Genomic DNA, 24,054 nt, shown 5'->3' on the forward strand with positions numbered 1-24,054 from the left:
TTTAGTATAATAAAAAGTAGTGGTTGGAAAGGAGGTTCTATGCAGTATCTAGCCCAAACTTTTAAAAGATTTTTTTTCACTTTGGTATCTTTTCGTATAGTCCGACAAACTATTTTTTCTTTATTCTCAAGCGTTTTGATACTTTTTAGTGGTGTTTTATATGCAGAAACAGAACCGAATAACTCCTGTATAACATCCGATCCGATACTTGCATTTGGAATTTATACGGGTTCTGATATAGGCTCCAGTAGTGAAGGTGACAGAGATTATTTCTCCTTCGATGTTCCGGCAAACGGGACATTACAAGTGACTGTCAATAATCATACAAATAAACTTTTGAACTACTCTGCACTTACATCACCTCTATGCCCATCTTCAAAGGTAGGATATATAGGGAACAATGCATCAAAAGTTTTTACGATCCCATCAACATTAACAGGAAGATATATCATTTTCTTAGAGGGAGATAGCGATAATGTTGCTAATACCTATGATATCTCTGCTGTTTTTACCCCAAATGTCCCATCTGTCGGTAATGACTTAAAAGTAACAAAAGTAGCAAATGTACAAGAGGCACTGATTTATGATCCTTTTTACTATACGATCAGTGTTAGTAATATCGGAGATCAAAATGTAACAGATATAAATCTTACCGATACACTTCCTGATCGTATGAAAGCCAATCTTGATATGATAAACGGTCTTACAACCGATTGGACTTGTATGGATGAGAACAATGATACAACGGGTGAAGTAGGAGGGGTAATCACATGTACTTTCGATAATGTGCTTCGCCCGGGGGATGTTTCTATCTTCAATTTCCATGTACGTGCTCCTGATAAGAATGGAACAATCATAAATACTATAGAGGTTAACAGCTCACTGCCTGATGTTGATCCAACCAACAATATAGATACGGAAACTACATTCATTACCAATGAAGTTGGTACCGCTGAACACCTCTGTTACACAGAACGAACTGAGATCCTTAATTCAGATTATAATGCTAGCTGTGAAATGAAAGGTAACTTCTACTATGGAAACGACTGTGAAGCCTACGTATTGGTCAGAGAGTACAATGCAACTACGATACTGAGTGATATCAAAGTCTATAAAATGTACGCGCCTGAGACAAAAGGTGGTTCATGTGAGTATTCTGCTACAACATCAGGAGGGGGATCATCAGGTGAATGTAACGATATTACCAACGTAAATGATTATGGATCTTATACTGAAGGATATGCCGTTGATATTAATAAAAACCTAGTAAATAATGTTCAAATATTATTAAAGGACAAGAAGACGTATAATACCCCTAGGATAGATGGTATTGCTATGTTTGGTGACTACATCACCGAATTAGGTTTTCATCATACAGGCCGTATTTATGAGTGTAACGGAACGAGTGAAGGGGGAGTCGAGATCACGACAAAAGCAGACCTGATCGATACACCAATCGATGCCGGCAATGCTCTTACATACAATATGTACACCTCAGATACTGACGGTTCACTTAAGTTTATCCAAACAATGACTGCAGGTGCACCAAGCAGGGATGTCATTGGAGTACACCTTAGCAAAGAAGGTGTAGCAATACCTTATCTGACCGATACCGGCATTCCGTATACTATTGTTCCGTATATGTCAAATAATACATGTTCACTGGCACTGGATAACATCATAGATCCAAATAGCGGGCAGCAACTGGTCATCGAAGTACCGTCGGGCTTTTACTCTTCACAAGGACAGATGATCGTACCGGCCGAAGTTTCAAAAATTTCCAGAATGCAATTGATCTTTGTTGATCCAAACTCATTGAGTATTGAAGGACAGAACTGTCTGGCGAACAGTAGTACAACAGGTAACTTTGCAAGACTCGCACAGTGTGTTAACTCCGAAGTACAGTATAAAACTGCCTTTGGTCAAGATGCATGGGACCGCTGTGGTATGGATGGGGGGAAACCGTGTCTATCAGATAATGGTGGATATGCTGATCCAGGCGATCCTTCATTTGACCCGACAACTGACGGTATCTATGTCAATGAACTCGGATGTTATATGTGTACGTTTAACATCCAGCCTTCATGTACCACAGACAATTTTGCCATCCGCCCGGATCGTATGGAGATCGGTATGACAGATCCTGATGCACCGGATCTGCTAAGATCGGCAAAACCTTATAGTCTCTCGTTAACCGCAAAATATCCGGTAGACGGTATCTATCCAAACGGTTCATCTATTCCTACAAGTACAGTAGTTTCAGGCTATACTGTGCAAAGCCACAACTACAATAGTGATCTTGACTCTGACGTAATACGTTATTTTAAAAACGGACTCCCTGATACAGCAGGGGTTTTAGCCGGAACTTCCGATGTAAATATTACTCAACTGGCTTTTATGGTCGGAGGTCTTTCAAGTCTAAGCCCATTTGGACCAACTACCACTCCCGGTATGCCGGATGAATCAGTAAGTGTTAAATACACAGATGTAGGAACCATTGAGCTTAATATTTATGATAAGGAATGGGCAGCAATAGATAATGATGATACTCCAATGGATTGTAATACCAGTCATGCCCATACATATATCTGTACGTATGACCAGGTAACCTTTATTCCCGATTCTTTCAAAGTAGATAATATCGTTTTAAGAAATCATAGAGACAGTAACTTCACCTACCTGTCCAATGATCTAAATATGTCTGCACCTACTGATGTGACGATTAGTGCGATCAATGCAGATGGTGATGTAACTCAGAACTTCAGACAGGGAAGTCTATTCTATGAAAATCCTGTACGTGTTGACCTCAATGTTACCGAGTGGAATCCGGCACTTTCAAACAACCACCCATTAGATAATGATCTTGTGATACATGATATTCCAACAGAACAACTTCTCGGATTTGGTGGGGATGATGCCAACGGTACACATAACATCACTTGGGACGAGAGTAATACAAGTCAACGCTTGTTATTCAACTATGCGCGGGATAATAATCAACCGGTCAATCCGTTCAGAGTACCGGAAAGTGATGTCAATATCTCTGTAGCCTCTACCTATACCAGTACAACCGGGAATACTGCTATCATCACAGGAAACGGTGTGGAAAATGATGATCGCAATGCTACTTTCTACTATGGCCGTGCAAAGTCTTCTCAGGACTTTTATGATGTTGAAGGTACAGTTGCCACCACACCGATCACTATGCTAGTGTACTGTGATCAATTCCCGACTTGTACATTCTTCCCAAACACTATACAGCTTACAGGACAAACAGACTTAAGTAATTGGTGGCTTTCGCTTGATCATAATGTAACATTGGGTGATGGGAATATTACGCTAGAAAATCCGCCTACTGTTGCATTGGGTAGCGGTACAGCTACCGTGGATACGGATGTAAACATCGATACAAATGCACAAGATGGCACTATTCAAGTGGTGAGAACCGATTCTGGTTCGGTTTCGGTGACATTTGATATACTCCTCGATGTTTCAACTCCTACGAGCACAAACTCATGGGTTATCTATAATGCAGATAGTCCTATATTACCTCCGGATCCATTCTATAAGGTTCGTTTTACCGGAGAATCAGGATGGGCAGGTATTGGTGAGACAGGACATGTACTTGACATTAATGCAAGTACTACCAAAACAAAAAGGTTGAACTGGTAATGAGAAAGAGAATGAGAAAAGCCATTGCGATGATAGAGTTGATCTTTGCAATCGTCATCCTTGGTATTGTACTGATGTCAGCTCCTATGCTGATCTCTACAGCAACACAAAGCAGTTATGTTTCATTGCAGCAAGAAGGAATTGCCTCTGCATCAGCAGAGATCGGTATGATCCTGACACATCAATGGGATGAAGGGGATACAGATAATACACGAACAGCTTCTGTCCTGGTCACCAATGGAAATGCTGATCTTAACCAAGAGATTAACGGGACAATCCCGACAGGAAGAAGAGCCGGTACACCTAGTTCCAGCAGTCGACGCTTTACCGATTCATTAGGAGGAGCGATCGACGCAACTTCACCAGCCAACTTAGGCTCAGAAGGTGGAGACATGGATGATATCGACGACTTTATCACCGCTGCTACTGCTGCTTTACAAGATGTAGAATCTACTTCTACCTTAACTGGAGATATTCTTGACAAAGATATCACCGTTGCAGTCAATGTACGCTATCTCAATGATAATCCTGGAGGCAGCAGCTATGCAGGTTCAAGCAATACGCTCACTTATAACTTACCTTTTGCAAACGGTAATGCTGCACTTGGGAGCTCGAATATCAAGCAAGTTCAGGTTCGGATTGAAAATGCGAGTACGGAAGAGGCATTACAAAAAGATATTGTGCTCAATGCTTTCTCTTGTAATATCGGTACCTATCAACTCAATCAGGTGGTATTTCCATGATAAGCTCTATAAGACATCAAAAAGCATTCTCTTTAGTTGAGCTAGTAATTGTAATCACCATACTTGGTATTGTAGCATCGATCGGTTCTCAAATCATTGTACAAGTCTATGAAAGTTATGTCACCCAAAGAGCAGTTCATCGTAGCAGTGTAAAAACAGAACTGGCGATTACTCAACTGGTCAATAGACTCACCTACAGTTTACCTCGTACGGTCATTGCAAGACACGACAACGGAGCAAGCTTTGTCCCAATCGAAAGTATTCCTGATGGAGATACCGTACACAATACGCTTGAGTGGATAGCCTATGATGCTGATGGTTTTGATGCCGTAGGCAATTCACCTACGACAGGACAGCTTAGAAGACCTGCATGGAGTGGATATGCTGATGTAACAGCAAGTACAAAAGATTCTCTTTCTACACCGGGATCAAGACTCGGTGCACTGGGAAATATCATCAGTAATCTTTCCTCAGGTAATTCAGGAATAGCAAATAGTGCGATACTTTTCCCGGATACCTTTGACGCTTATACCGTAGGTTATGCCGGTGGTGTAAGTGCTGAAAACATACATAGAGTATCCTTGGGGAATGATACTACCCTTACACTTAATGCTATTGCAGGGAGCAGAACTATTAAAGAACACTATCAGCTTGCCTGGACAGCTTATGCTGTTGTACCTGAAAATCAACATACAATGCCTGGTACGGAGGGCGATGTATGGGATCTTAGACTCTATTATGACTATCAACCATGGGAAGGAGAAAACTATACCAATGGTAAAAGCCAAATCCTTATACGGAATGTAAGTGTTTTTAACTTTACCGGTTCAGGAAGTACGATCCGTTTAAAACTTTGTCAAAGGGAAAATATCGGAGAAAACCTTACAATCAACAGTTGTAAAGAAAAGGCGGTAATACGATGATGAAAACACAAAGAAAAGCATTTTCTCTCATTACAGCAATTTTTCTGATCGTATTGATGTCCTCTATTGCCATTTTAGTGATGAGCCTTTCAGGTAAAATCATTAAAGAGACAACCGGTCAGTATAAAAAAGAGCAAGCCATGCTCTTGGCAAAAAGCTATACTGAACTGGCGATTATGACAGTTACTGCAAATGATAGAAACGCTACAGGCAACTGTATTACAGATATCAACGCAAATGTAGGTTCAAATGATCCCACATCTACAGGTGAAGGGTACCGAGTACGTACGCGTATAAGTTATATAGGTGCAGCCGGTGATATCCAATCATGTGCAGATACGCGTGAACTTGATAATCCAAGTGTAGGAAATAATGAGCTTAATATCATTGTTGATGTCTATGTTGAGTATAAAGATATCACTCAAGGAGATATCACTAACTCTCCATGGATCACATATCATAGAAGGACACTACAAAAGATATGAAACATTTTAATCAAAAATCCAATACTACACATGCATTTACAATGTTAGAGCTTGTTGTTGTAATTGTCGTTTTAGGTATTCTGGCAGCTATGGCAATGCCTAGGATGGAAAGAGATACGCAACAAGAAGCAGCTGACCATATCCTCTCTAAGATTCGCTATACTCAGCACCTGGCACTCAACGACTATAAACAGCGTTTTGACGACCACCGATGGCAGCGTCGTTTCTGGCGTATAATATTTAGCAGCTGCAGCGGCGGTGATCAGTACTACATGATAGGAAGTGATGATGATATGTCAGGTTCTGATAATGCTTACTTTTCTGAGAATGAAGCAGCGATTGATCCTATCACAGGAAAACCTATTTTTTGGGAAAATACCAGATCATGTTCTAATGGCGGTGATGGAACAGTAAGTGAAGATATTTTTCTTACTTATAAGTTCGGTATCACTAATGTCACTAACTCATGTGGAGCTGAGCATATCGCATTTGATCACTTGGGAAGACCTTACCACGGTGCAACATTTAGCAATGCAAATGCAGTAGACTATGAAGGATACCTTGATCAAAGATGCACCTTTACTTTCACACTCTCAGATGGAAATACTTTTCAAATCAGTGTAGAGCCTGAAACCGGATATGCATATATTGAAGGGCAAAATGCCTCTTAACTCTTTTTTTATTAGCCTTTTATTAAGTAACTAAAGTTACAATTAAGTATGGATATAGTGATATAGCCATACTTGTTGATCCTCCTAAAACTCATCAGTTTTAGCAAGATTGTTTGTCAATCACTCTATTGACAATCAGACAAGTCATCTTAATAAAAGGATTTACTATGAATACAAGTATTACAGGAAGACACTTTGAACTAACAGATGCAATCAAATCCTATGCTGAAGCTGCGATTGAAGGGCTAGAAAAATATAATCTCGATATTATCTCAGCAAATACTGTAATCTCAGCCAATGAGAAAAACGGTAAAAAGGGTTTCAGTACAGAGTTCATCATCAACCTTAAAGATAAAAATACACTTGTAATCACACAGAATGACAAAGATGTATATGCGGCTATTGACCTTGCGATCGAAAGAATGAAAAAGGCGCTCAGAAGACACTCTGAAAAGATCAAAGACCACAAGATTATGAGTTTTAAAGACCTTGGAGAAGAAGCTGAAGCTGTAAGTGAGATGAGTGTAGAAGATGCTGAAATCGTACCGATGGATCTTGAACTACATAAACCTCTTGATTTTGAGGAGGCGATCGAAGCACTTATGGCAGAAAAAAAACGACAGTTCATTGTATTTAACGATCATGATGGAAATATGAGAGTTATGTATAAAAGGGCTGATGGCAGATTTGGATTATATTAATAGGACGGCAAATGGGCAAAACCCATCTTGCCTACGTTAAACACTGAGTTCGCTTCAACAGCGGGCTCTCGGCACTTGTGCCTCTCAAAAAATCATTTTCTAATTTTATCACTTTCCCAATCTATTTTTAGCTTTTTGTATGATCTCTTCATCTTCAGCCATATCCAGCCATCTGAACTTCTGGCCGCTCTGTATCGTACCATCCAAGATATCCCCGCTGTTACGAAATTTCAAGTCAAGTTTAGCGATATCAAAACCGTTGGTTGTTTTAGAAAATTGAATCAATCGTTCATTGGCTGGTGCATGACTGTAGAGATAGCACCAGCTTTTTAATCCGTTACGTCCTACTCTACCACGAAGCTGATGAAGCGTAGCCAATCCCAATCTTTCAGCACCTACAATAACAATCAATGTAAGTCTTGGAAGAGAAATACCAACCTCTACTACGGTCGTTGCAAGTAGTATATTGCCTTTTTCTCTAAACTCCAGCAATACCTCTTCTTTCTCCTTATCCTTACCATGAGTAACATACACATGTTCAAATTTACTCTCCCAAAATCCTCTGCTCTCATCTAAGGATTGGTATGGAACCTCACTACTCTCTTCGACAAGCGGATAGATGATCAATACCTGATGATCTTCGGCTATCTCTTCTTTGATATGAGTCAGTAGGTCTGGGAAATCTGTCTTACTTATAGTTTGTGTTGTAATATCCTTTTCAAACGGTGTCGTAGTGATAAGACTGACATCAAGTAACGCTGAATCCATCATCGCCTGTGTTCTTGGAATAGGAGTAGCAGAAAACTGGATAATATGTGCACGTTTCGCTCCACCTTTACTTGCTAGTACCTCAAGCCCCTGTCTTTGCTGTGTACCAAATCGGTGCTGTTCATCGATCATGACCAATGCTGCATCTGGCAGATCTTCTTTATAGAGAAGTGCATGGGTACCGATAATAAAATCTGCTTCGCGATAATCTCCTTTGTTACGTCCCTGCATCACCAAAGAGACTTTTACCTCTTTAGGCAAATATTTGCATGCTTCTTCATAAAGCTGCAGTGCTAAAAGAGAAGTAGGTGCCATCAAGATACTCTTGTACGGCAGTGCCATCATCACTGAAGCAAGTATTACCATCGTTTTTCCTGAGCCTACATCACCTACTACCATACGCTTGGCTGCCCTATCTTCTCTGGCCAAGTCCTGCTTAATCTGTGCAATGACATTTTGCTGTTCTTGAGTTAGTGTAAACGGTAAACTCTTGACAAATGGCTCAATCTTACCATGTAGTGCATGGAGTGAAGGAAAGTCAATCCTTTTACCCTTTAGTTTTTTCAGATGATTATAGGCTTCAATGAACTTCATTACAGCTACAATTTCATTTTTGTACGTTCCGTTTTCATACAATTCATCAATGCTTTTTGGAAAATGAATCCGCATAAGTGTCGCTACCTCTTTAGAATCCAACCCCTCATTGTAAAGGTTCTGTTCATTTATATAACACTCAATCAATGCTCTTATCTCACTTTCTTTAAGCACGGTTTTATACTTAGGGGTGATCTTACCTACTTCTTTTACCGATTTTGGTTGAGACATCTGAAGATAACCGCGAAACTCCTCTAAACGTCCTTGTATATAATGGTGTGAACCAACTGTAAATAGTTTATGATGATAAGGAGCAGTACGAAAAAATGTAGAAGAGAGATATCTTCCTGAGGGCTTTAATATAAAATTGACTCTTAACTTGCCGCCAATGACACTCACATCTTTAACCGTAGCTTCATACGTCCCGACTTTACCTAGTTGGAAATTTGTTGAGAGTGTGGTATCGTTGTAGGAGGACGGAATGATCAGTGCAAGATCAAGCAAGGAATATATCTTTAGCTTTTTAAAAAGCTGCTTTGCCTCTTCCACATCTTCTCCTTTTGTTTTGAACATTATACAAAAGTTTGAAAAAGGGAAGAAGAAAAAATGTCAAATTGACATCTTACTTTTTAGTCTCTTCTTTTTTTGTGACAACACTGAAGGTAATATTAGAAAGTTCTTTATGCGAAGTGATGAATTCATTTATCTCTTCCAATGTTACTGCCTCAAGTTTCTTAAGTTGTTCTTTGGAGAAACCTAAAGGCCTATCATAATAGAATTCGTTATAAGCACGGCTCAGCCTCTGAGAGAGTGTCTCTGTACGCAATGGCTCACTTCCGACAAGGAATTTTTTGGCTTTATCCAGCTCATCTTCAGTAATTCCTTTAGCTACAAACGTATCAACTACCTCCTGGATGAGCTTAATTGCCTCATCTTGTGTAGAAAGTTTGGTTTGCAGGTATCCACTCATATATGATACGCTTTTCGTACGTCTAAGTGAAGCATAAACACCATAGGTTAGTCCACGTTTCACACGGATCTCCTCCATCATGCGTGTACCAAATCCTCCACCACCAAGCAGGTACTCAGCGATTTTCGCTTTATACTGGTCCTTTTCTTTATAGCTGTAGTAAAACGGTGCACCAAAATAGATATATGCTTGCTGCGTCTCTTCATTACTGTAAACAGTGGTTCGTTTATCTGAGGCTTGAAGCGGCTTGATCTCTTTAGTATCCACTTTTGGAAGCAGACTGAGAACCTCCTGGGTATACAGCTTTGCTTCATCTAAAGTGATATCCCCACCCACTACCGCACAGGAATTGTTATACCCGATATGCGTTTGGATAAATGTTTGAAGATCATGTAGCGTGATACTTTCAATGCTTTCAAACGTTCCGTCATAAGGTCTTGCCAGTGGAGTACCGTTGAATAGTTCTGCACGTAAAGCAGTTGCAGAAATGTAATCAAAATCACTTCGCTTTTGATTGAGCCAACCGATCTTCTGCCGCCCGATCTGCTCATAAGCTTCTTGAGTATAGTTCGGATCTTTGAGTAGCTCTTTAAGTCTCTCTATCGCGTAAGCAAACTCACTTTTAAGTGCAGAAACTTCAATCACAAAACTCTCACGCCCTACACTGCTATGGATATCTACCGCACGTGCATCCAGTTTCGTAGCAAAACCGACCGAACCGTCTTTCCTTGTCCCTTCATTAAGCAATTTTGCAGACATATCGGCGATGCCGTCTTTGGTATTGCTCAGGTGTCCTGCTCCTGTAAATACAAATTGGATTGATACAATAGGGACATAATCACCCCCCTCATACACGATAGGAACTGTGCTATCTTTTATCTTAACTTCATTGATGCTCGAGGCCATCAACACTCCTTGCAGTAAAACTAATAATATAATGATTTGTTTCATTCAAAAAAACCTTATGGAGAGTCTGGAGAGAACTGTTAATAAAATCTCTCCAAAATTTCGTACGCTGTGTTACGTTTAGCAGGATTTTCGCCTACATCCTTGATCAATTTGATCATCTCTTCCTGGTTCATCTGATTTTTTGCTCCAGCTGCCGATACAACATTCTCTTCCATCATTGTTGATCCCAGATCATTCGCCCCAAAAAGCAGTGCCATTTGACCGATATAAGAGCCTTGGGTAACCCAGGAACTTTGAATATTAGGAAAATTGTCCAAAAAGAGTCTGGCTACCGCCAAATAACGCAAATAAAGGTTCGAGGTCGTCTTTTCAATTGTAGGCAATTCACGCTTGAGCTGTGTATTATCGCTTTGATACGACCACATAATAAATGCTCTGAAACCGCCTGTTTCTTCTTGCAGCTGACGTATAAGATCCCAGTGTTCTACAATCTCTCTAGTGGTTTCCACTGTTCCGTACATCATAGTTGCTGTGGATTTTATACCGAGCTTATGCGCTTCTCTGTGTACTTCAAGCCAAGTATCTTTATCCAGTTTCTTTGGTGCAATAATATCACGTACACGGTCACTGAGTATTTCTGCCCCTGCTCCGGGAATAGAACTAAGTCCTTTTTCTTTCAAACGACGTAATACTTCAGAGATAGAGATATTGGAACGGCGGGCGATATAATCGATCTCAATAGCTGAGAAACCGTGAATGGTCACTTGAGGATACTTTTTATGGATATGCTCTACCAGATCCTCATACCACTCGATCTCAAGTTTTGGGTGAACCCCGCCTTGAAAAAGTATTTGGGTACCTCCGATAGCAAGCAACTCTTCGATCTTTTGATCGATCTCATCAAAACTGAGGATATAGGCATTCTCTTTTTTCTCATGTGTATAAAAAGCGCAGAACTTACAGTCTACCCAACAGATATTGGTGTAGTTGATATTACGGTCTACTACAAAAGTAGTCACACCCTTTGGATGCAGCTCCTGCTTACGTGCGTAAGCCATCTTTCCCAATGTTTTAAGGTCTGCCTTTTCAATAAGCTCAATTGCTTCTTCAATACTCATTCGTTTGGTCATACTTGCTGTCATACTACTTTCCTATAGCGTCCAATACCCCATTGATGAACTTTGGTGATTTGTCATCTGCCAACTCTTTAGCAAGTTCAACAGCTTCATTGATAATAATAGCCCTATCAGTCTTTGCTACAAGGATCTCATATGCACCCAAACGCAGAATCGCTTTTTCTACCTTGCCGATTGCATCGAAATCCCACTCTTTAAGGTACTTTTGAATCTCTGTATCAATTAGATCAAGATTCTCTACTGTCCCGTGAAAAAGAGCATTCGAGAACTCTCTTTGCTTATTACGTATCTTATCTTCTTCAAGAATTTCATCAGAAAATTTAGCGATATTTTCATTACCCAGATCATACGCATAGAGTAAACCCACTACCGCCGCTCTCGCTTGGTGTCTTGTTGCCATTTTATTCCTTCTTTACGCTTTTTAAACTGAGTCCAAAAAGCTGTGCTGACGCAGAGTCCCGACTAAAGATATACACTACAATATCTTCGGCAGTACCCTCATGCGACTAGTCATTTTATATTTTTATTTATCTAATTCAGTGTAAAGGTTCATAAGCTCGATAAGACTAGCCATTGCCTCACCGCCTTTATTCCCAGCTTTTGTACCTGCTCTCTCAATTGCCTGTTCGATACTGTCAACCGTAAGTACACCAAATGTAGCCGGTTTACCGTATTTAAGTGTTACATTCGCCACACCTTTTGTTGCTTCAGCAGATACATAATCAAAGTGAGGTGTTGCTCCACGGATCACAGCACCCAAACAACATACGGCGTCATACTTGCCTGATGCCAGGGCTTTATCCAGTGCAAACGGGATCTCAAATGCACCCGGAACCAAGATCAAATCAAGATCATCAGTGTTTCCGCCATGTCTAGCATATACATCTTTAGCACCTTCTACCAGTCTATCTGTAATAAAATGGTTAAATCTTGCATTGATGATCGCTACTTTTTTACTTCTATCTACACTTAAGTGACCTTCTACTACTGCCATACTTATCTACCTTTCACAATTGTGTTTTAAATTTTCAGATTATAACAAAAACTACCCTAACGCCATTTGATACTTACTCTACAATCGAGCGTATCGCATCAATCTGAGCCATCAATGCCTCTAGTTTAGTAAGCTCAATCATATTTGGCCCATCACTAAGTGCAATACTTGGATCAAAATGTGTTTCAAAGAAGAATCCGTCTACTCCTACCGCTGCTGCTGCACGTGAAAGATAAGGCACCATTGCGCTGTCACCACCGCTTGTCACACCACCGCTTGCAGGTGATTGTACTGAATGGGTTGCATCAAAGATCACAGGAGCAAAATCTCTCATCGTCACAAGTCCACGCATATCTACAACCAAGTTACCGTAACCGAATGTTGAACCGCGTTCTGTGAGCCAAACTTTATATTTCTCTGCATTTTCGTAACTTACTTCACCATCAAACCCTCTGGTTTTAAGGACTTTAGCAACAGAGTGTACCATAGCTTGAGGAGCAAGGAACTGTCCTTTTTTGATATTGACTACTGCATCGGTTTTTGCTGCTGCGACAAGCAAGTCTGTCTGACGACATAAAAAGGCAGGAATTTGAAGTACATCCGCCACCTCAGCAGCTGCAGCAGGCTGAGTATAATCATGAACATCAGTGAGTATCTTGTAACCGAACTGTTCTTTCACCTCAGCGAGCAGCTTCAACCCTTCATCAAGCCCAGGCCCTCTAAAGCTGTCAAGGCTGGTACGGTTTGCTTTATCAAAACTCGCTTTAAAGTAAAAATCTTTTGTACAATCTTCGTGATATTTTCTGAGTGACTCAGCAATCCTCATCACATTGTCGCGGCTTTCAAGGACACATGGCCCTGCGATCATAATCATTTTATCTCCTGTCTTTGTTAATATAAAAGGGAAAAATCCATTTACGATCCCTTCAACTTCCTATACTAAAAAGTGCCATTCACTTGTTCTTTCGGAAGCTACAGAATCATATAAACTATTTTTTAGCCAGAGCTACGATAAGCCCTGAAGTAATCACTAATAGTATACCCAAAAAGGTCCAAATATCAGGTATAGGATCCCCAAGAGCAATACCGATGATAAGTGCAAATACGATATTGGTATAGCTGATCGTACCGACAATTCCTGCTTTGGTGTGTTCATACGCTTTGGTCATCAAAATCTGTGAAAAAGTTGCAGAAAGCCCCATCATAAGGATATAAAACCAGATAACTCCCTCAGGCATGACATAAATTGCAAACATAAAATCCAGTTCTTCAGGCGGATTCACATAGGGAGTTACAAGCATCAGAAGTAACGGGGCAACTGTTCCTACGCCCATAAAGCTCATTACAATTGCCCTGGTATCATAGTATTGCCTGAGCTCACGGATAGAGGTATATGCCAATGCTGCACCGAGCCCGGAGAAGATACCAAGCACGTCATACTTATCAAATACCCCGCCTTCAGGCTGAGCAATCAGCAAGATTCCGATAAACCCTAGCAGTACGGCAAAAATTGCAGAACTAGGAAGCTTTTCTCCCAAAAACAAAAAAGCAAAAATTGCTACGAAGATCGGTGAGGTTTTATTGTAAGTGACTGCTTCTCCCAGCGGAATATAAGCAATGATATAAAAATAGGCCAAGAGTGCGGTAAATCCCATCACCCCTCGAAACAAAAGCAGTAGAGGTTTACCGCCTATCTGTTTAAGCGGTGATTTGTAGATCGCATACCCAACAAGTATAACGCCAAACACGTTACGAAAAAAAGTAACTTCCACAGGAGGGAGTATCTCACTGACCACTTTAGCAAAACCACCCATCACTGCAAATGAGAGTGAGGCAATGATCATATACAAAATACCCCGATCGATACCTAAAAGATACTTTTTCACTGTTGACCTTTTAAAATTTTCGGAAGTGTAGCATATCTTTATAAGATATCTCTATAAGCGTTAGACTGTTCCGAAAAGATCAGGTCTGTTGTTTCTCATCATCTTCATTTCATCTTCCAACGAGACAATGATGCCTGGTTGATAGGTAAAACTAAGTGTTTTACTTCTATTTTCATAGTCAAAATGATTCAATATCAGCTTCATAGCTTCAATTCTTGCCTTGTGTTTGTCATTTGAACGGATCACATACCATGGTGCATCCTTATGATCTGTCTTCTGGAACATCTTGTATTTCATTTTACTGAACTCATCCCAAAGCTCTTGTGCCTGAAGATCCACTTCACTTAGCTTCCATTGTCTCAGTGGATCAACTCTTCTTTGTTCAAAACGTTGAGCCTGTACAGACTTCTTTACACTAAGATAGAGTTTTATGAGGATCACTCCCTGTCTGCTCACAGATCTCTCAAAACCTGTAACATCCTTCATGAACCACTTATACTCTTCATTTGTACAAAAACCAAATACCGGTTCAACCATGGCACGGTTATACCAACTACGGTCAAAAAGAATGATCTCACCTCCAGATGGAAAATGCTCTACATATTTTTGATAATACCATTGTGTCTTCTGCTCAGTAGTAGGCTTCCCCAGTGCTACAATACGATAATGCTTCGGGTTCATATAACGAGACACCGTTCCGATTAGACTTCCTTTTCCTGCTGCATCCCTGCCTTCAAACACTATGATCAGCTTTTTACGGTGTTTTTCAATATGCTGCTGCAGCTTGATCATTTCTGCTTGATAATACTCTAGCTCTTTGATCTGATCAACAACTTTAATAGCTTCTGACGATCTCTCTTTTAACTCTTGGTTTTCTTTCTCTAAAATACTAATACGTTCACGTAGTATTTCAAGCTCATTTTCCTGCATATTCTATCCCTATTCCAACCTCTTAAATTTGGGGCTAACTCCCCCACCTCCAAGTCTAATACGTATAAAGTTAAAAAGACGGTATATCCCATACCTCAACTCATATTATAACATCCGTTTACACTCTTAAATTGGACGTATTGACTATTTGAAATCTTAGTTTAAATCTCCTTAATATAGAGCTTGAAAAATTTTATCAATTTTTTAGCTACAAAATCCATTTTTCAGAGTATAATTTTCTGTATAAGTTAGGTTTATGTTGGACGGTCATACAGATACGTACCCAGAGAATCAGATATCAAGAATATCTAAATAAAAGATGTTGATGTGGAGGCATCACCTAAGTGAAAACGATTCACTCTTACACGGTACTCTCAAACAACTTCATTAAAAATGAAGCTGTAGCTAGGGGAGCACTATGACAATAAAAGATATGGAATTTACCCTAAAGACAAACGGCGTTGAAACCGAAGATATCCAAGCGATTATATCGCATTATAAAAAGACAAATGCAAGTTTCTCTCAGCTCGATGAGATGCTTGAAGATATGGGATATATGAGGATCTTTACTGATGATATATTTGGTTGGTTTGATGATGAAGATGATGAGTATGACGATTCATTTTCCTATAATGAAAAAAACCATCATAAACCTCAGTGGGTAGATTAATCATTTTTACTTTAAAGAGCTAAATCTTTTAGCTCTTTACCAACTTCATTTCAACGAATTCATGCATAATAACACTTATGAATGAAACAGAATTTTATACCAGACTTTTAGCCCTTCCCAATGGTGCCAACGATATATTTTACAAAAACAAACGCTATCTGCTCCGTAAAGAGACCCTGCTGGAGGGAAAACTGATAAAGGTCTATGCCGAAGAACTTGGAGGCAATGACATCGTCAGCGGCAATTACTACCCTACTATGAAAGGCGGTATGTTGAAACCTTGTGAAATGAGTGATAAAAAAGTAATTGACTTTGTACTACAAGCACAATAAACGTGACTAGTCACGTAAGCTCTCTGCTGAAGAGAACCAAATGGTTACGTAGTAATAGGAGCTTTGCTTCTATTACCTTCTTATGAGTTAAAAAACTGATTGAGCTTATTTTACACGCTCTGCCCTGAGATCGCCAAACATCACAAGATCTTTCAACACTGCTTTTTGTGTGATTCCGTCTTTACCGATAGCGATCATCAACTCACCTTTGTTACTAGAAAATATCTTCTGATAAATGATTGCCGTGAGATAACGGTACTCTCCTTTACCTAAAGCGTTCTCATACTTTTTAAGCTCATCGGACTTTGGCAAATAAATCTCTACTTTCCCTTTCTGTCTTTCTGCACCTATTGCATTGAAAGTATAAGTACCTGGTTTGGCATTTCCATCGATCAGTGCCGGTAAATTAAAATAGAGTGTTAAAAGATCATTGGTGCTGAAAAAATCCAACGTTTGGTTTGACTGGGAAACCAATTTGCCTTTTTTATATTTTTTGCTAATTTTTGTGACGATCTTTTTTGCATAATCAACGGTATAAACCTTTTCTTTTTTTTGTTCTCCGTGTTCTACTTGAATGCTATATCGTTTTGTATAGTATTGCCCGTTTTTGATAAAGCCTTCAGAGATATGTGTCTCTTTTCTATTGCGGCTGAGTGTCTTAGCCATCCCTGTTGCATGTGCATTGATGGATATTTTATAATTATCCCCATTTGTTTCCAAATGAGCATGAGAAACTCCCAGTTCTCCCAATATCCCAAATTTCACTTGATACTTTACATCTATCGCTTGTGCGTTAAGCCAAGAGATCCATACAAAAAAACTAAGCAGTAAATACTTCCTCACGTGACCATGCCCCTTTGCCTATTTTATTCTTAATTCAATATAATAACGTAAAGTAGATCAGAAAGGGAGTTTGCAATGCCTGTAAACGAGAATATTGAAAACAATGCGACTATCGTGCTCAACGTGATTGATGGGCTGGATCTTGGAGTACCTACAGAAGTACAGAAGTTTCTTGCACCGGTTTATGAGACATTCCCATCATTGTCCAATACGATATGGGGTATCCCCTATGCAAACCTGATAGCGGCAATTGTAGTATTTTTCTTTTTTCTTTTATTGCGTAGATTCTTTAGTAGTGTCATTGTAGTATTTTTACAAAAACTTGCAAAAAAGACTTCCACCTATTATGATGACAAGATTATCTCTGCACTTAAAGGTCCTTTAGGCTTCATCTTCGTTCTAATCGGTCTTCATCTTTTTTTCGCGCTGATTTTCAAAGAAACAGAAACGATCAAACATATCCTGGAAACACTGGTAATCTATGCGATATTCTGGGCAATTCTTTCAATCACAGAAGCTATGAGAGGTGTAGTATACGATATTACCGGAAAATTCAATAAAGATCTTTCCAAAGAGATGGGAAATTTCATTTTGGCGATCATAAAGATCCTCATTGCCGGCGTTGGTCTGGGAGCAATGCTGCAGGTTTGGGGGATCAATGTTACAGCACTTGTCGCATCACTAGGAATCGGTGGTCTGGCTTTTGCATTGGCAGCGAAAGACACCATTGCAAACCTTTTTGGGTCCTTCTCATTATTGGCAGACCGGACTATCCGAATAGGAGAATGGATCGTTGTCAACAACGTTGAAGGAGTCGTTGAAGATATCGGGATGCGTACAACCAAGATACGCTCTTTTGGCAAATCAGTTATCACCGTACCCAATCATGTCATAGCAAATAACCCGATAGAAAATTTTTCAAGAAGAGGCATCAGACGTATCAAGATGACTATCGGTCTGACCTATTCGACCACAACCGTACAGATCACTAACATCGTGAATGATATCAAAACAATGCTGCAGACACATGAAGGCATTTCACATAATGATACGCTTCTTGTCAATTTCGAATCATTCGGAGACTCCTCTTTAAATATTTTTGTTTATACCTTTACCAATACTGCAAACTGGGAACACTATTTACAAATAAGAGAAGATATTAATTTAAAAATTATGAAAATCATTGAAAGTCATGGCTCTAGCTTTGCATTCCCTTCTCAGTCTATCTATGTCGAGAGTATGCCTCAAACATGATTTTCTAAAACCAATAATATGGTATAATCACATTAATTATCTTCTGCTATGGCTCATAAGGAGCCGTAGCCTGACTTTTAACAGATACAAACCACTAAGAAAGAATATTTATGTCAGATCTAAAAAAAGTAGCCATTATAGGACGCCCTAATGTAGGTAAAAGCTCACTATTCAACCGTCTTGCCAGACAACGTGATGCAATTACCTCCGATATGTCGGGGACCACTAGAGATGTAAAAAAACGTGTGGTCACGATCTCTGGGAACCGTGACTTTGAGATCCTTGATACAGGCGGGATCGATTACTCTTCAGAACTCTTTAGTAAAGTTGCAGAGCATGCACTCAGAGCTGCCAAAGAAGCAGATATTATTATCTATATGGTAAACGGGAAAATGCTTCCTGATGATGAAGATAGAGAACTATTTTATCAACTTCAGGCTCTAGACAAACCTCTGGCACTCGTAGTCAATAAGATAGATAATGAAAAAGAAGAAGAACGTTACTGGGAGTTTCTGGAATTTGGTGCAGAACGTACCTTCCCTCTCTCGGTAAGCCACAATCGCTACTTCAATGACTTCTATGCCTGGCTTGAAGAGTATATCCCTCCACGTGAAGAAGAAGGTGAACTGGAACTTGAAGAAGAGGTTGACCCATTTGCAGAAATGCTAGAAGAGATCCATTTTGACGAACAAGAGGAAGAGGAAGAAGATAGAGATATCAAAGTTGCACTGATCGGACGTGTCAATACAGGGAAAAGCTCTCTTCTTAATGCACTGGTAGGCGAAGAGCGTACTATCGTCTCTGATGTTGCAGGAACCACTATCGATCCTGTCGATGAATCTATCGAACACAATGATTATAAAATCACCTTTGTTGATACAGCGGGAATCAGAAGACGGGGTAAAATCCTAGGCATTGAGAAATATGCACTTGATCGTACCGAAGAAATGCTGGAAAAAGCAGACATCGCACTACTTTTGATCGATGCTACGGTAGGCGTAACTGAACTCGATGAGAGAATTGCCGGTTTGATCGAAAAGTTTAAACTCGGTTCACTCATTGTTATCAACAAGTGGGATGTTCGTGAAGAAAAAAGTTATGAAGAAGCAATAGATGATATCCGTGATGAGCTCAAGTTCCTCCACTACGCACCGATCATTACCGTTTCTGCAAAAACAGGACAGCGTGTACACAAAATACTTGACCAGATCGTTGCAATCTATGAGCGTTATAAGCAGCGTATTCCGACTTCTAAGCTCAATGATGTACTGCGTGAAGCTATCAGCCGTCACCATATCCCTTCACATCACGGAGCAGTGGTCAAGATCAAGTTTGCTACACAGTATGAGACCAAACCACCAAAGATCGCGCTTATTGTCAACCACCCTAACTTCCTGCATTTTAGCTATAAACGCTATCTGGCTAACTATATAAGAAGCAAATTTGACTTCGAGGGAGTACCTCTGGATCTGGAGACACGAAAACGCGGAGAACGAAAGATAGATGAATAATACAAAAGAGCATGTAAATATGCTTGCTCTTCATGATAAAACCTATTCTCCCTCCATATAAGACTGCATTTCTAGTAAAAGCCTAAAGCGCTCACCTGCTATAATCTCATAAAAATTTTAGGATATTGCAATGCGTGTACTTACAGGAATCCAGGCTTCAGGTAAACTTCACTTGGGAAATTACTTTGGAGCAATGAAACCAATGGTAGAACTTCAAGAACATCATGAGCTCTTTACATTTATTGCCAACTACCACTCTTTGACCTCTTCCAAAGATGCTGATACTCTAAGACAATATACCATTGATGCGGCTGTAGACTACCTCTCGATCGGTATAGATCCGAACAAAACTACGTTCTGGATCCAAAGCCATATGCCTGAAGTACTTGAACTTTACTGGATACTCTCCAAATTCACCCCGATGGGACTACTCGAACGTGCACACTCATACAAAGACAAGGTTGCAAAGGGGATCCCGGCCAGCCATGCACTTTTCAGCTATCCTGTACTCATGGCAGCTGATATTCTGATCCTTGATACAGAGAAAGTACCTGTTGGCAAAGACCAGATCCAGCATGTTGAGATGACACGTGATATCGCGATCAAGTTTAACAACGAATATGGAGAGATCCTTACACTCCCTGATCACTTGGTACAGGAAGATGTTGCAACGATCCCTGGAATTGACGGCCAAAAGATGAGTAAGAGTTACAACAATGCTATCGATCTGTTCATGGATGAGAAATCACTGCAGAAAAGATGTAACAAGATCGTCTCTTCTTCTACTCCACTAGGTGAACCGCTTGAATATGAAGGTGACAATGTCTATGCCTTAGCTTCACTCTTCTTAAATGACGAAGAGAAACTCGAACTTCAAGCGCGCTATAAAAGCGGTAAAGAGGGATATGGTCACTTCAAAAAATATCTCAAAGAACTGATCTGGGAAGAGCTAGGTGAAGCCAGAGAGAAAAGAGAGTACTACCTCAACCATATGGATGAGGTAGAGGATATTCTCGCTCAAGGTGCGAAAAAAGCTTCTGCAATCGCTTCAGCTAAGATGGAAAAAGTCAAAGCAGCAATAGGACTCTAAGTCCTACTTCTGCTCTTCTGAAGCATCGATAATTGAGTCTATATCATTAACGATATCACTCAAAGGGTCTGAGTTGGGTTCTCCCGCTTGTGCAGGTCCAACCATACTCTCATCATTTTCATCCTCTTCACCTGCTGTGCTATCTTCTTCTGATGCAACATTAAGATCAGAAACTTCTTTTTTCGGATTTAATTTCACATCTTTCTCTTCATACCCTTCCAGATTGGAGATATAATTCTCTTTTTTCTCAACGTTTTGTACTGCACTACCGATAGTCTGAACTACACCTTCTTTTTTGGTTTCAACTCTAACTACTGCTATATTCTCATTAGATTCTTCTTCTGTAGAATCAACTTTTACATCGACATCTTCATATTCTTCTAATGTATCAAGATAGCTTGTTTTCTTTTCAGTTGTAGTATTTTGACTTTGTAGAGATTGTATAATTTCTGGTGCATACTTTGTTTCTATATCCTCATCATTTGAGATCATATTATATTTTATAACCAATCCCAGAATGCCCAAGGAGAGAAGTATAACCAGTGCGACAGCGAAATTTTCTAGTAGATTTTTCATGATTGACCTTTCTAGTTTCTTACTGTTGTAAAACCTAGGATTTTCCACATCTGGAAACCACCGCGATAATATGAAATCTTTTCAGCAGGATACCCTCTATCAAGAAGAGTTCCTATCATTTCTGTAGACTTTTTACACCATATACCGTCACAATAGATCACTAAATCCATTGCTCTGCTCGCGTCCCATGACCCGTCATCGCGTTGCTCCATACCCAAAGATTTAAAGATCTTATTCATAGCAATGTCATTTTGTCTTATTTTGGCAGGGATGTTTACTGCTGATGGGATAGACTCTTTTTTGTAATGCTCTCTATCTCTTACATCAATAAGCATACCTTGTTGCTCATTGACCTTCGCTTTCATGAACTTGAGTACCTCAACCTCTCCGATCGTTTGTACACCATTTTTAAGATTGATAGGTTGTATATATTGTCCAGGTCTGTAAGTTTTAGCATATTCACCGGTAAGTTTATGCTTTGTATCCTGTATACGGTGAACCTTCACCGCTTTACCTTTATGATAGATATATACATAAGACATATCAGGTGTGATCTTTACTTTATCATACTGCCCTGCATAGAGTGTAACTGCTGCTGTTAATACTGCCAATAGTAATCTAAATTTCATTATTTTGCCTCCTGTGCAGGTACAATTGTAGTTAATCCCAAGAGTTGCCATGCCTGCATACCGCCTCTATAATATTTCATTTTTTCTTCCGGATAACCTATCTCAGAGAGTGCATTGATCGCTGTAGGTGATTGCCCGCACCATGCACCGTTACAATAAAGTAAAATAGTCTTGGCGTTAGCAAAATCCCAAACACCTGCTCCTTTTTTTAATCCGCCAAGTTCAGTAAGCACTTTGTCTCTTTCTGGACTGTTTGTCAAAAAAAGTTTAAACGGGATATTCACCGAACCTGGAATGGCACTTTTTTCATACCAGTTTTCCAACCGGGCATCAATAAAAAGACCTCTTTTGTGTTCTAAAAAATCCAATACTTCCAATTCTCCATATGTTTCCACTTCTTCACTAACTTTAAAAGGTTCTATGAAAAACGGTGGTGAAGGTCTTGAGGTTAGTGCAAATGTATTAGTAAGGTAACTGTCGGGTTTTTGTTCCCGTTCTATTTTATAGGTTTTTCCATTTGACTCTATCTGTACAAAAGGAACACCTTTAATAATTTCAACCTCATTAGCCTGTATTAGACTTGAAGCAAATAAAGCCGGGACAAGGTAGCTTAACTTCATACTTAACTCCTGAATTTTTCTTTTTTGCTTTGATTACAGAGATATAAAGAAGTAATGGAAATAAATTTATAAATAGTCTGACAAACAGATATTTTATATATCTCTAAGATTTGGAAAATTAAAAAGCTCTCCCCAGCTTTAAAACTATCCACTTTACCCCTCTATACACTATAATCGTGAATTGTCATTCTAGCATATAATTAATTATATTTTATAATTATTAAAATAGTTAATAATTTATATTTATGGATAAATTTTATTGACTGTAGGGTTAATCATTCAGCCACATGTTGGCTATCGTACGTAAGCCTTCTACATTATCTGAGGCATAGATACTGAGTTTCGTCTCATTAACGTTTTCTTTGATACCATGTGTCTCTTCAAGATACTCGACAATAGCTTCACCTGAATGTATCAAAGTAGGTTGATCATGAAAGTAATTTTTGATTGCTTTGGAGATCAAAGGAAAGTGTGTACATCCAAGAATGATCACTTGTGGTGTTTCTATCTCTTTGAAGTAATGATCCATAGTCTCATACAATAAAGGCCCTTCAAAGATACCCTCTTCTACCATGGATACAAAAAGCCCTGTTTGCATTGCCGTGAGGTTACTGTAACCAAGTGTTTCTAAGGCATTTTGATAACGGTTGGAGTTAATCGTGGCTCTTGTTCCGATAATAAGGATCGGTGCATCTTTATCAGATTGGCTGTTTTGAAGTGCTTTTATTCCCGGTTCTATTACACCAACCACGGGATACGCTGCTTTTGCCTGCATTTCATTGATTGCATGTGCACTTACAGTATTACAAGCAGTGATAAGAAGATCGATATCAAAATTGTTGAAAAATTCCAATGCTTCCAGCGAATATCGGATTACCGTATTGGAATCTTTAGGACCATACGGAACACGTGCCGTGTCCCCATAATAGATGATCTCTTCAAAAAGGTTATGTTTTAGCAGTGATTTGACAACACTCAGCCCTCCGGCACCAGAGTCAAATACCCCTACTTTCATAATTAAGCTCTCCTTGAAAAGAAGCGTACAATTTGCGAAACAAATTTTGCCCACACTTGCACAAGCTCCCTTTCAATTCTTCTTACTGAAGCTTCGGTTTTAACCTCAGAAAAAGCCAGAGCTTTTAACATC

At 39.6% G+C, this 24,054-nt stretch carries 25 protein-coding genes; 11 read left to right on the top strand and 14 right to left on the bottom strand.

Going from position 1 to position 24,054, the window contains the following annotated elements; translation table 11 throughout:
- Positions 1–39: 39 nt before the first annotated feature.
- The 6 genes from PGH07_RS03510 (at position 40) to hpf (ending at position 7,195) form a co-directional block, all read left to right on the top strand.
- Entirely contained in the window at positions 40–3,672 is a 3,633-nt protein-coding gene (locus PGH07_RS03510) for a DUF6701 domain-containing protein (RefSeq protein WP_289412567.1), read from the top strand.
- 11 nt (positions 3,673–3,683) lie between these two features.
- Positions 3,684–4,415: a type II secretion system protein gene (locus PGH07_RS03515; RefSeq protein WP_289412568.1), complete on the top strand. Its 732-nt coding sequence runs from the start codon at positions 3,684–3,686 to the stop codon at positions 4,413–4,415.
- Complete coding sequence (locus tag PGH07_RS03520; protein ID WP_289412569.1) at positions 4,412–5,338, top strand: prepilin-type N-terminal cleavage/methylation domain-containing protein; 927 nt, start codon at positions 4,412–4,414, stop codon at positions 5,336–5,338. The genes PGH07_RS03515 and PGH07_RS03520 overlap by 4 nt, the downstream gene beginning before the upstream one ends.
- Positions 5,335–5,823, top strand: a complete 489-nt coding sequence (locus tag PGH07_RS03525) for a type II secretion system protein (protein ID WP_289412570.1) — start codon at positions 5,335–5,337, stop codon at positions 5,821–5,823. The genes PGH07_RS03520 and PGH07_RS03525 overlap by 4 nt, the downstream gene beginning before the upstream one ends.
- Positions 5,820–6,494, top strand: coding sequence for a prepilin-type N-terminal cleavage/methylation domain-containing protein (locus PGH07_RS03530; RefSeq protein WP_289412571.1), 675 nt, complete (start codon positions 5,820–5,822; stop codon positions 6,492–6,494). The genes PGH07_RS03525 and PGH07_RS03530 overlap by 4 nt, the downstream gene beginning before the upstream one ends.
- 167 nt (positions 6,495–6,661) lie before the next feature.
- Positions 6,662–7,195, top strand: coding sequence for a ribosome hibernation-promoting factor, HPF/YfiA family (gene hpf, locus PGH07_RS03535; protein ID WP_289412572.1), 534 nt, complete (start codon positions 6,662–6,664; stop codon positions 7,193–7,195).
- Between the two features lie 108 nt (positions 7,196–7,303).
- On the opposite strand, the gene recG is transcribed toward hpf, so the two are convergent.
- The 8 genes from recG to ppk2 form a co-directional block, all read right to left on the bottom strand.
- Complete coding sequence (recG, locus tag PGH07_RS03540) at positions 7,304–9,106, bottom strand: ATP-dependent DNA helicase RecG (RefSeq protein ID WP_434481295.1); 1,803 nt, start codon at positions 9,104–9,106, stop codon at positions 7,304–7,306.
- Positions 9,107–9,179: 73 nt separating this feature from the next.
- Complete coding sequence (locus tag PGH07_RS03545; RefSeq protein ID WP_289412576.1) at positions 9,180–10,478, bottom strand: M16 family metallopeptidase; 1,299 nt, start codon at positions 10,476–10,478, stop codon at positions 9,180–9,182.
- A gap of 35 nt (positions 10,479–10,513) precedes the next feature.
- The gene (locus tag PGH07_RS03550) at positions 10,514–11,578 is read right to left on the bottom strand and encodes a dehypoxanthine futalosine cyclase (protein ID WP_434481296.1); all 1,065 of its coding nucleotides are present in this window, start codon (positions 11,576–11,578) and stop codon (positions 10,514–10,516) included.
- A gap of 1 nt (position 11,579) precedes the next feature.
- Positions 11,580–11,972, bottom strand: coding sequence for a transcription antitermination factor NusB (nusB, locus tag PGH07_RS03555; protein ID WP_289412579.1), 393 nt, complete (start codon positions 11,970–11,972; stop codon positions 11,580–11,582).
- A gap of 123 nt (positions 11,973–12,095) precedes the next feature.
- Positions 12,096–12,566: a 6,7-dimethyl-8-ribityllumazine synthase gene (ribH, locus tag PGH07_RS03560; RefSeq protein WP_289412581.1), complete on the bottom strand. Its 471-nt coding sequence runs from the start codon at positions 12,564–12,566 to the stop codon at positions 12,096–12,098.
- 73 nt (positions 12,567–12,639) lie between these two features.
- Positions 12,640–13,440 (bottom strand): 3-deoxy-8-phosphooctulonate synthase, encoded by an 801-nt coding sequence (kdsA, locus tag PGH07_RS03565; RefSeq protein WP_289412583.1) that lies wholly within the window; start codon positions 13,438–13,440, stop codon positions 12,640–12,642.
- A gap of 115 nt (positions 13,441–13,555) precedes the next feature.
- On the bottom strand, positions 13,556–14,452 hold the full coding sequence (locus tag PGH07_RS03570) for a DMT family transporter (RefSeq protein WP_289412585.1): 897 nt from the start codon (positions 14,450–14,452) through the stop codon (positions 13,556–13,558).
- A gap of 60 nt (positions 14,453–14,512) precedes the next feature.
- Entirely contained in the window at positions 14,513–15,382 is an 870-nt protein-coding gene (ppk2, locus tag PGH07_RS03575) for a polyphosphate kinase 2 (RefSeq protein ID WP_289412587.1), read from the bottom strand.
- Positions 15,383–15,800: 418 nt separating this feature from the next.
- On the opposite strand from ppk2, the gene PGH07_RS03580 reads away from it, so the two are divergent.
- Both PGH07_RS03580 and PGH07_RS03585 read left to right on the top strand, forming a co-directional pair.
- Positions 15,801–16,052 (top strand): hypothetical protein, encoded by a 252-nt coding sequence (locus PGH07_RS03580; RefSeq protein WP_289412589.1) that lies wholly within the window; start codon positions 15,801–15,803, stop codon positions 16,050–16,052.
- A 77-nt stretch (positions 16,053–16,129) separates the two neighbouring features.
- Positions 16,130–16,384: a hypothetical protein gene (locus PGH07_RS03585; protein ID WP_289412590.1), complete on the top strand. Its 255-nt coding sequence runs from the start codon at positions 16,130–16,132 to the stop codon at positions 16,382–16,384.
- A gap of 105 nt (positions 16,385–16,489) precedes the next feature.
- Here the strand turns inward: PGH07_RS03585 and PGH07_RS03590 are convergent, their stop codons facing one another.
- Positions 16,490–17,227: a DUF3108 domain-containing protein gene (locus PGH07_RS03590; protein ID WP_289412591.1), complete on the bottom strand. Its 738-nt coding sequence runs from the start codon at positions 17,225–17,227 to the stop codon at positions 16,490–16,492.
- Positions 17,228–17,302: 75 nt separating this feature from the next.
- Here PGH07_RS03590 and PGH07_RS03595 point away from each other — a divergent pair, with 75 nt between their 5' ends.
- The 3 genes from PGH07_RS03595 (at position 17,303) to trpS (ending at position 21,082) form a co-directional block, all read left to right on the top strand.
- The gene (locus PGH07_RS03595) at positions 17,303–18,481 is read left to right on the top strand and encodes a mechanosensitive ion channel family protein (RefSeq protein WP_289412592.1); all 1,179 of its coding nucleotides are present in this window, start codon (positions 17,303–17,305) and stop codon (positions 18,479–18,481) included.
- Positions 18,482–18,591: 110 nt separating this feature from the next.
- The gene (der, locus tag PGH07_RS03600) at positions 18,592–19,992 is read left to right on the top strand and encodes a ribosome biogenesis GTPase Der (protein ID WP_289412593.1); all 1,401 of its coding nucleotides are present in this window, start codon (positions 18,592–18,594) and stop codon (positions 19,990–19,992) included.
- A 130-nt stretch (positions 19,993–20,122) separates the two neighbouring features.
- Positions 20,123–21,082, top strand: a complete 960-nt coding sequence (gene trpS, locus PGH07_RS03605; protein WP_289412594.1) for a tryptophan--tRNA ligase — start codon at positions 20,123–20,125, stop codon at positions 21,080–21,082.
- Positions 21,083–21,085: 3 nt separating this feature from the next.
- Here the strand turns inward: trpS and PGH07_RS03610 are convergent, their stop codons facing one another.
- The 5 genes from PGH07_RS03610 to PGH07_RS03630 all read right to left on the bottom strand — a co-directional run bounded on the left by PGH07_RS03610 (position 21,086) and on the right by PGH07_RS03630 (position 24,053).
- Positions 21,086–21,658 carry a hypothetical protein gene (locus PGH07_RS03610; protein WP_289412596.1) on the bottom strand — a complete coding sequence of 191 codons (573 nt, stop codon included), beginning with the start codon at positions 21,656–21,658 and terminating at the stop codon, positions 21,086–21,088.
- Between the two features lie 11 nt (positions 21,659–21,669).
- On the bottom strand, positions 21,670–22,287 hold the full coding sequence (locus PGH07_RS03615) for a rhodanese-like domain-containing protein (protein WP_289412599.1): 618 nt from the start codon (positions 22,285–22,287) through the stop codon (positions 21,670–21,672).
- Positions 22,287–22,907, bottom strand: a complete 621-nt coding sequence (locus tag PGH07_RS03620) for a rhodanese-like domain-containing protein (protein ID WP_289412601.1) — start codon at positions 22,905–22,907, stop codon at positions 22,287–22,289. Before PGH07_RS03620 ends, PGH07_RS03615 begins: the two co-directional genes overlap by 1 nt.
- 271 nt (positions 22,908–23,178) lie before the next feature.
- On the bottom strand, positions 23,179–23,922 hold the full coding sequence (gene murI, locus PGH07_RS03625; RefSeq protein WP_289412602.1) for a glutamate racemase: 744 nt from the start codon (positions 23,920–23,922) through the stop codon (positions 23,179–23,181).
- A gap of 2 nt (positions 23,923–23,924) precedes the next feature.
- Positions 23,925–24,053: a hypothetical protein gene (locus PGH07_RS03630; protein ID WP_289412603.1), complete on the bottom strand. Its 129-nt coding sequence runs from the start codon at positions 24,051–24,053 to the stop codon at positions 23,925–23,927.
- Between the last annotated feature and the right edge of the window lies 1 nt (position 24,054).

It is taken from the genome of Sulfurovum zhangzhouensis (assembly GCF_030347965.1).
GTDB lineage: Bacteria > Campylobacterota > Campylobacteria > Campylobacterales > Sulfurovaceae > Sulfurovum > Sulfurovum zhangzhouensis.

Bases quoted from the DNA above. Each gene is read 5' to 3' on its own strand.
- PGH07_RS03510 (WP_289412567.1), top strand. From the start codon at position 40: ATGCAGTATCTAGCCCAAACTTTTAAAAGATTTTTTTTCACTTTGGTA.
- PGH07_RS03515 (WP_289412568.1), top strand. From the start codon at position 3,684: ATGAGAAAAGCCATTGCGATGATAGAGTTGATCTTTGCAATCGTCATC.
- PGH07_RS03520 (WP_289412569.1), top strand. From the start codon at position 4,412: ATGATAAGCTCTATAAGACATCAAAAAGCATTCTCTTTAGTTGAGCTA.
- PGH07_RS03525 (WP_289412570.1), top strand. From the start codon at position 5,335: ATGATGAAAACACAAAGAAAAGCATTTTCTCTCATTACAGCAATTTTT.
- PGH07_RS03530 (WP_289412571.1), top strand. From the start codon at position 5,820: ATGAAACATTTTAATCAAAAATCCAATACTACACATGCATTTACAATG.
- hpf (WP_289412572.1), top strand. From the start codon at position 6,662: ATGAATACAAGTATTACAGGAAGACACTTTGAACTAACAGATGCAATC.
- PGH07_RS03545 (WP_289412576.1), bottom strand. From the start codon at position 10,478: ATGAAACAAATCATTATATTATTAGTTTTACTGCAAGGAGTGTTGATG.
- PGH07_RS03550 (WP_434481296.1), bottom strand. From the start codon at position 11,578: ATGACAGCAAGTATGACCAAACGAATGAGTATTGAAGAAGCAATTGAG.
- nusB (WP_289412579.1), bottom strand. From the start codon at position 11,972: ATGGCAACAAGACACCAAGCGAGAGCGGCGGTAGTGGGTTTACTCTAT.
- ribH (WP_289412581.1), bottom strand. From the start codon at position 12,566: ATGGCAGTAGTAGAAGGTCACTTAAGTGTAGATAGAAGTAAAAAAGTA.
- kdsA (WP_289412583.1), bottom strand. From the start codon at position 13,440: ATGATTATGATCGCAGGGCCATGTGTCCTTGAAAGCCGCGACAATGTG.
- ppk2 (WP_289412587.1), bottom strand. From the start codon at position 15,382: ATGCAGGAAAATGAGCTTGAAATACTACGTGAACGTATTAGTATTTTA.
- PGH07_RS03580 (WP_289412589.1), top strand. From the start codon at position 15,801: ATGACAATAAAAGATATGGAATTTACCCTAAAGACAAACGGCGTTGAA.
- PGH07_RS03585 (WP_289412590.1), top strand. From the start codon at position 16,130: ATGAATGAAACAGAATTTTATACCAGACTTTTAGCCCTTCCCAATGGT.
- PGH07_RS03595 (WP_289412592.1), top strand. From the start codon at position 17,303: ATGCCTGTAAACGAGAATATTGAAAACAATGCGACTATCGTGCTCAAC.
- der (WP_289412593.1), top strand. From the start codon at position 18,592: ATGTCAGATCTAAAAAAAGTAGCCATTATAGGACGCCCTAATGTAGGT.
- trpS (WP_289412594.1), top strand. From the start codon at position 20,123: ATGCGTGTACTTACAGGAATCCAGGCTTCAGGTAAACTTCACTTGGGA.
- PGH07_RS03610 (WP_289412596.1), bottom strand. From the start codon at position 21,658: ATGAAAAATCTACTAGAAAATTTCGCTGTCGCACTGGTTATACTTCTC.
- PGH07_RS03615 (WP_289412599.1), bottom strand. From the start codon at position 22,287: ATGAAATTTAGATTACTATTGGCAGTATTAACAGCAGCAGTTACACTC.
- PGH07_RS03620 (WP_289412601.1), bottom strand. From the start codon at position 22,907: ATGAAGTTAAGCTACCTTGTCCCGGCTTTATTTGCTTCAAGTCTAATA.
- murI (WP_289412602.1), bottom strand. From the start codon at position 23,922: ATGAAAGTAGGGGTATTTGACTCTGGTGCCGGAGGGCTGAGTGTTGTC.
- PGH07_RS03630 (WP_289412603.1), bottom strand. From the start codon at position 24,053: ATGTTAAAAGCTCTGGCTTTTTCTGAGGTTAAAACCGAAGCTTCAGTA.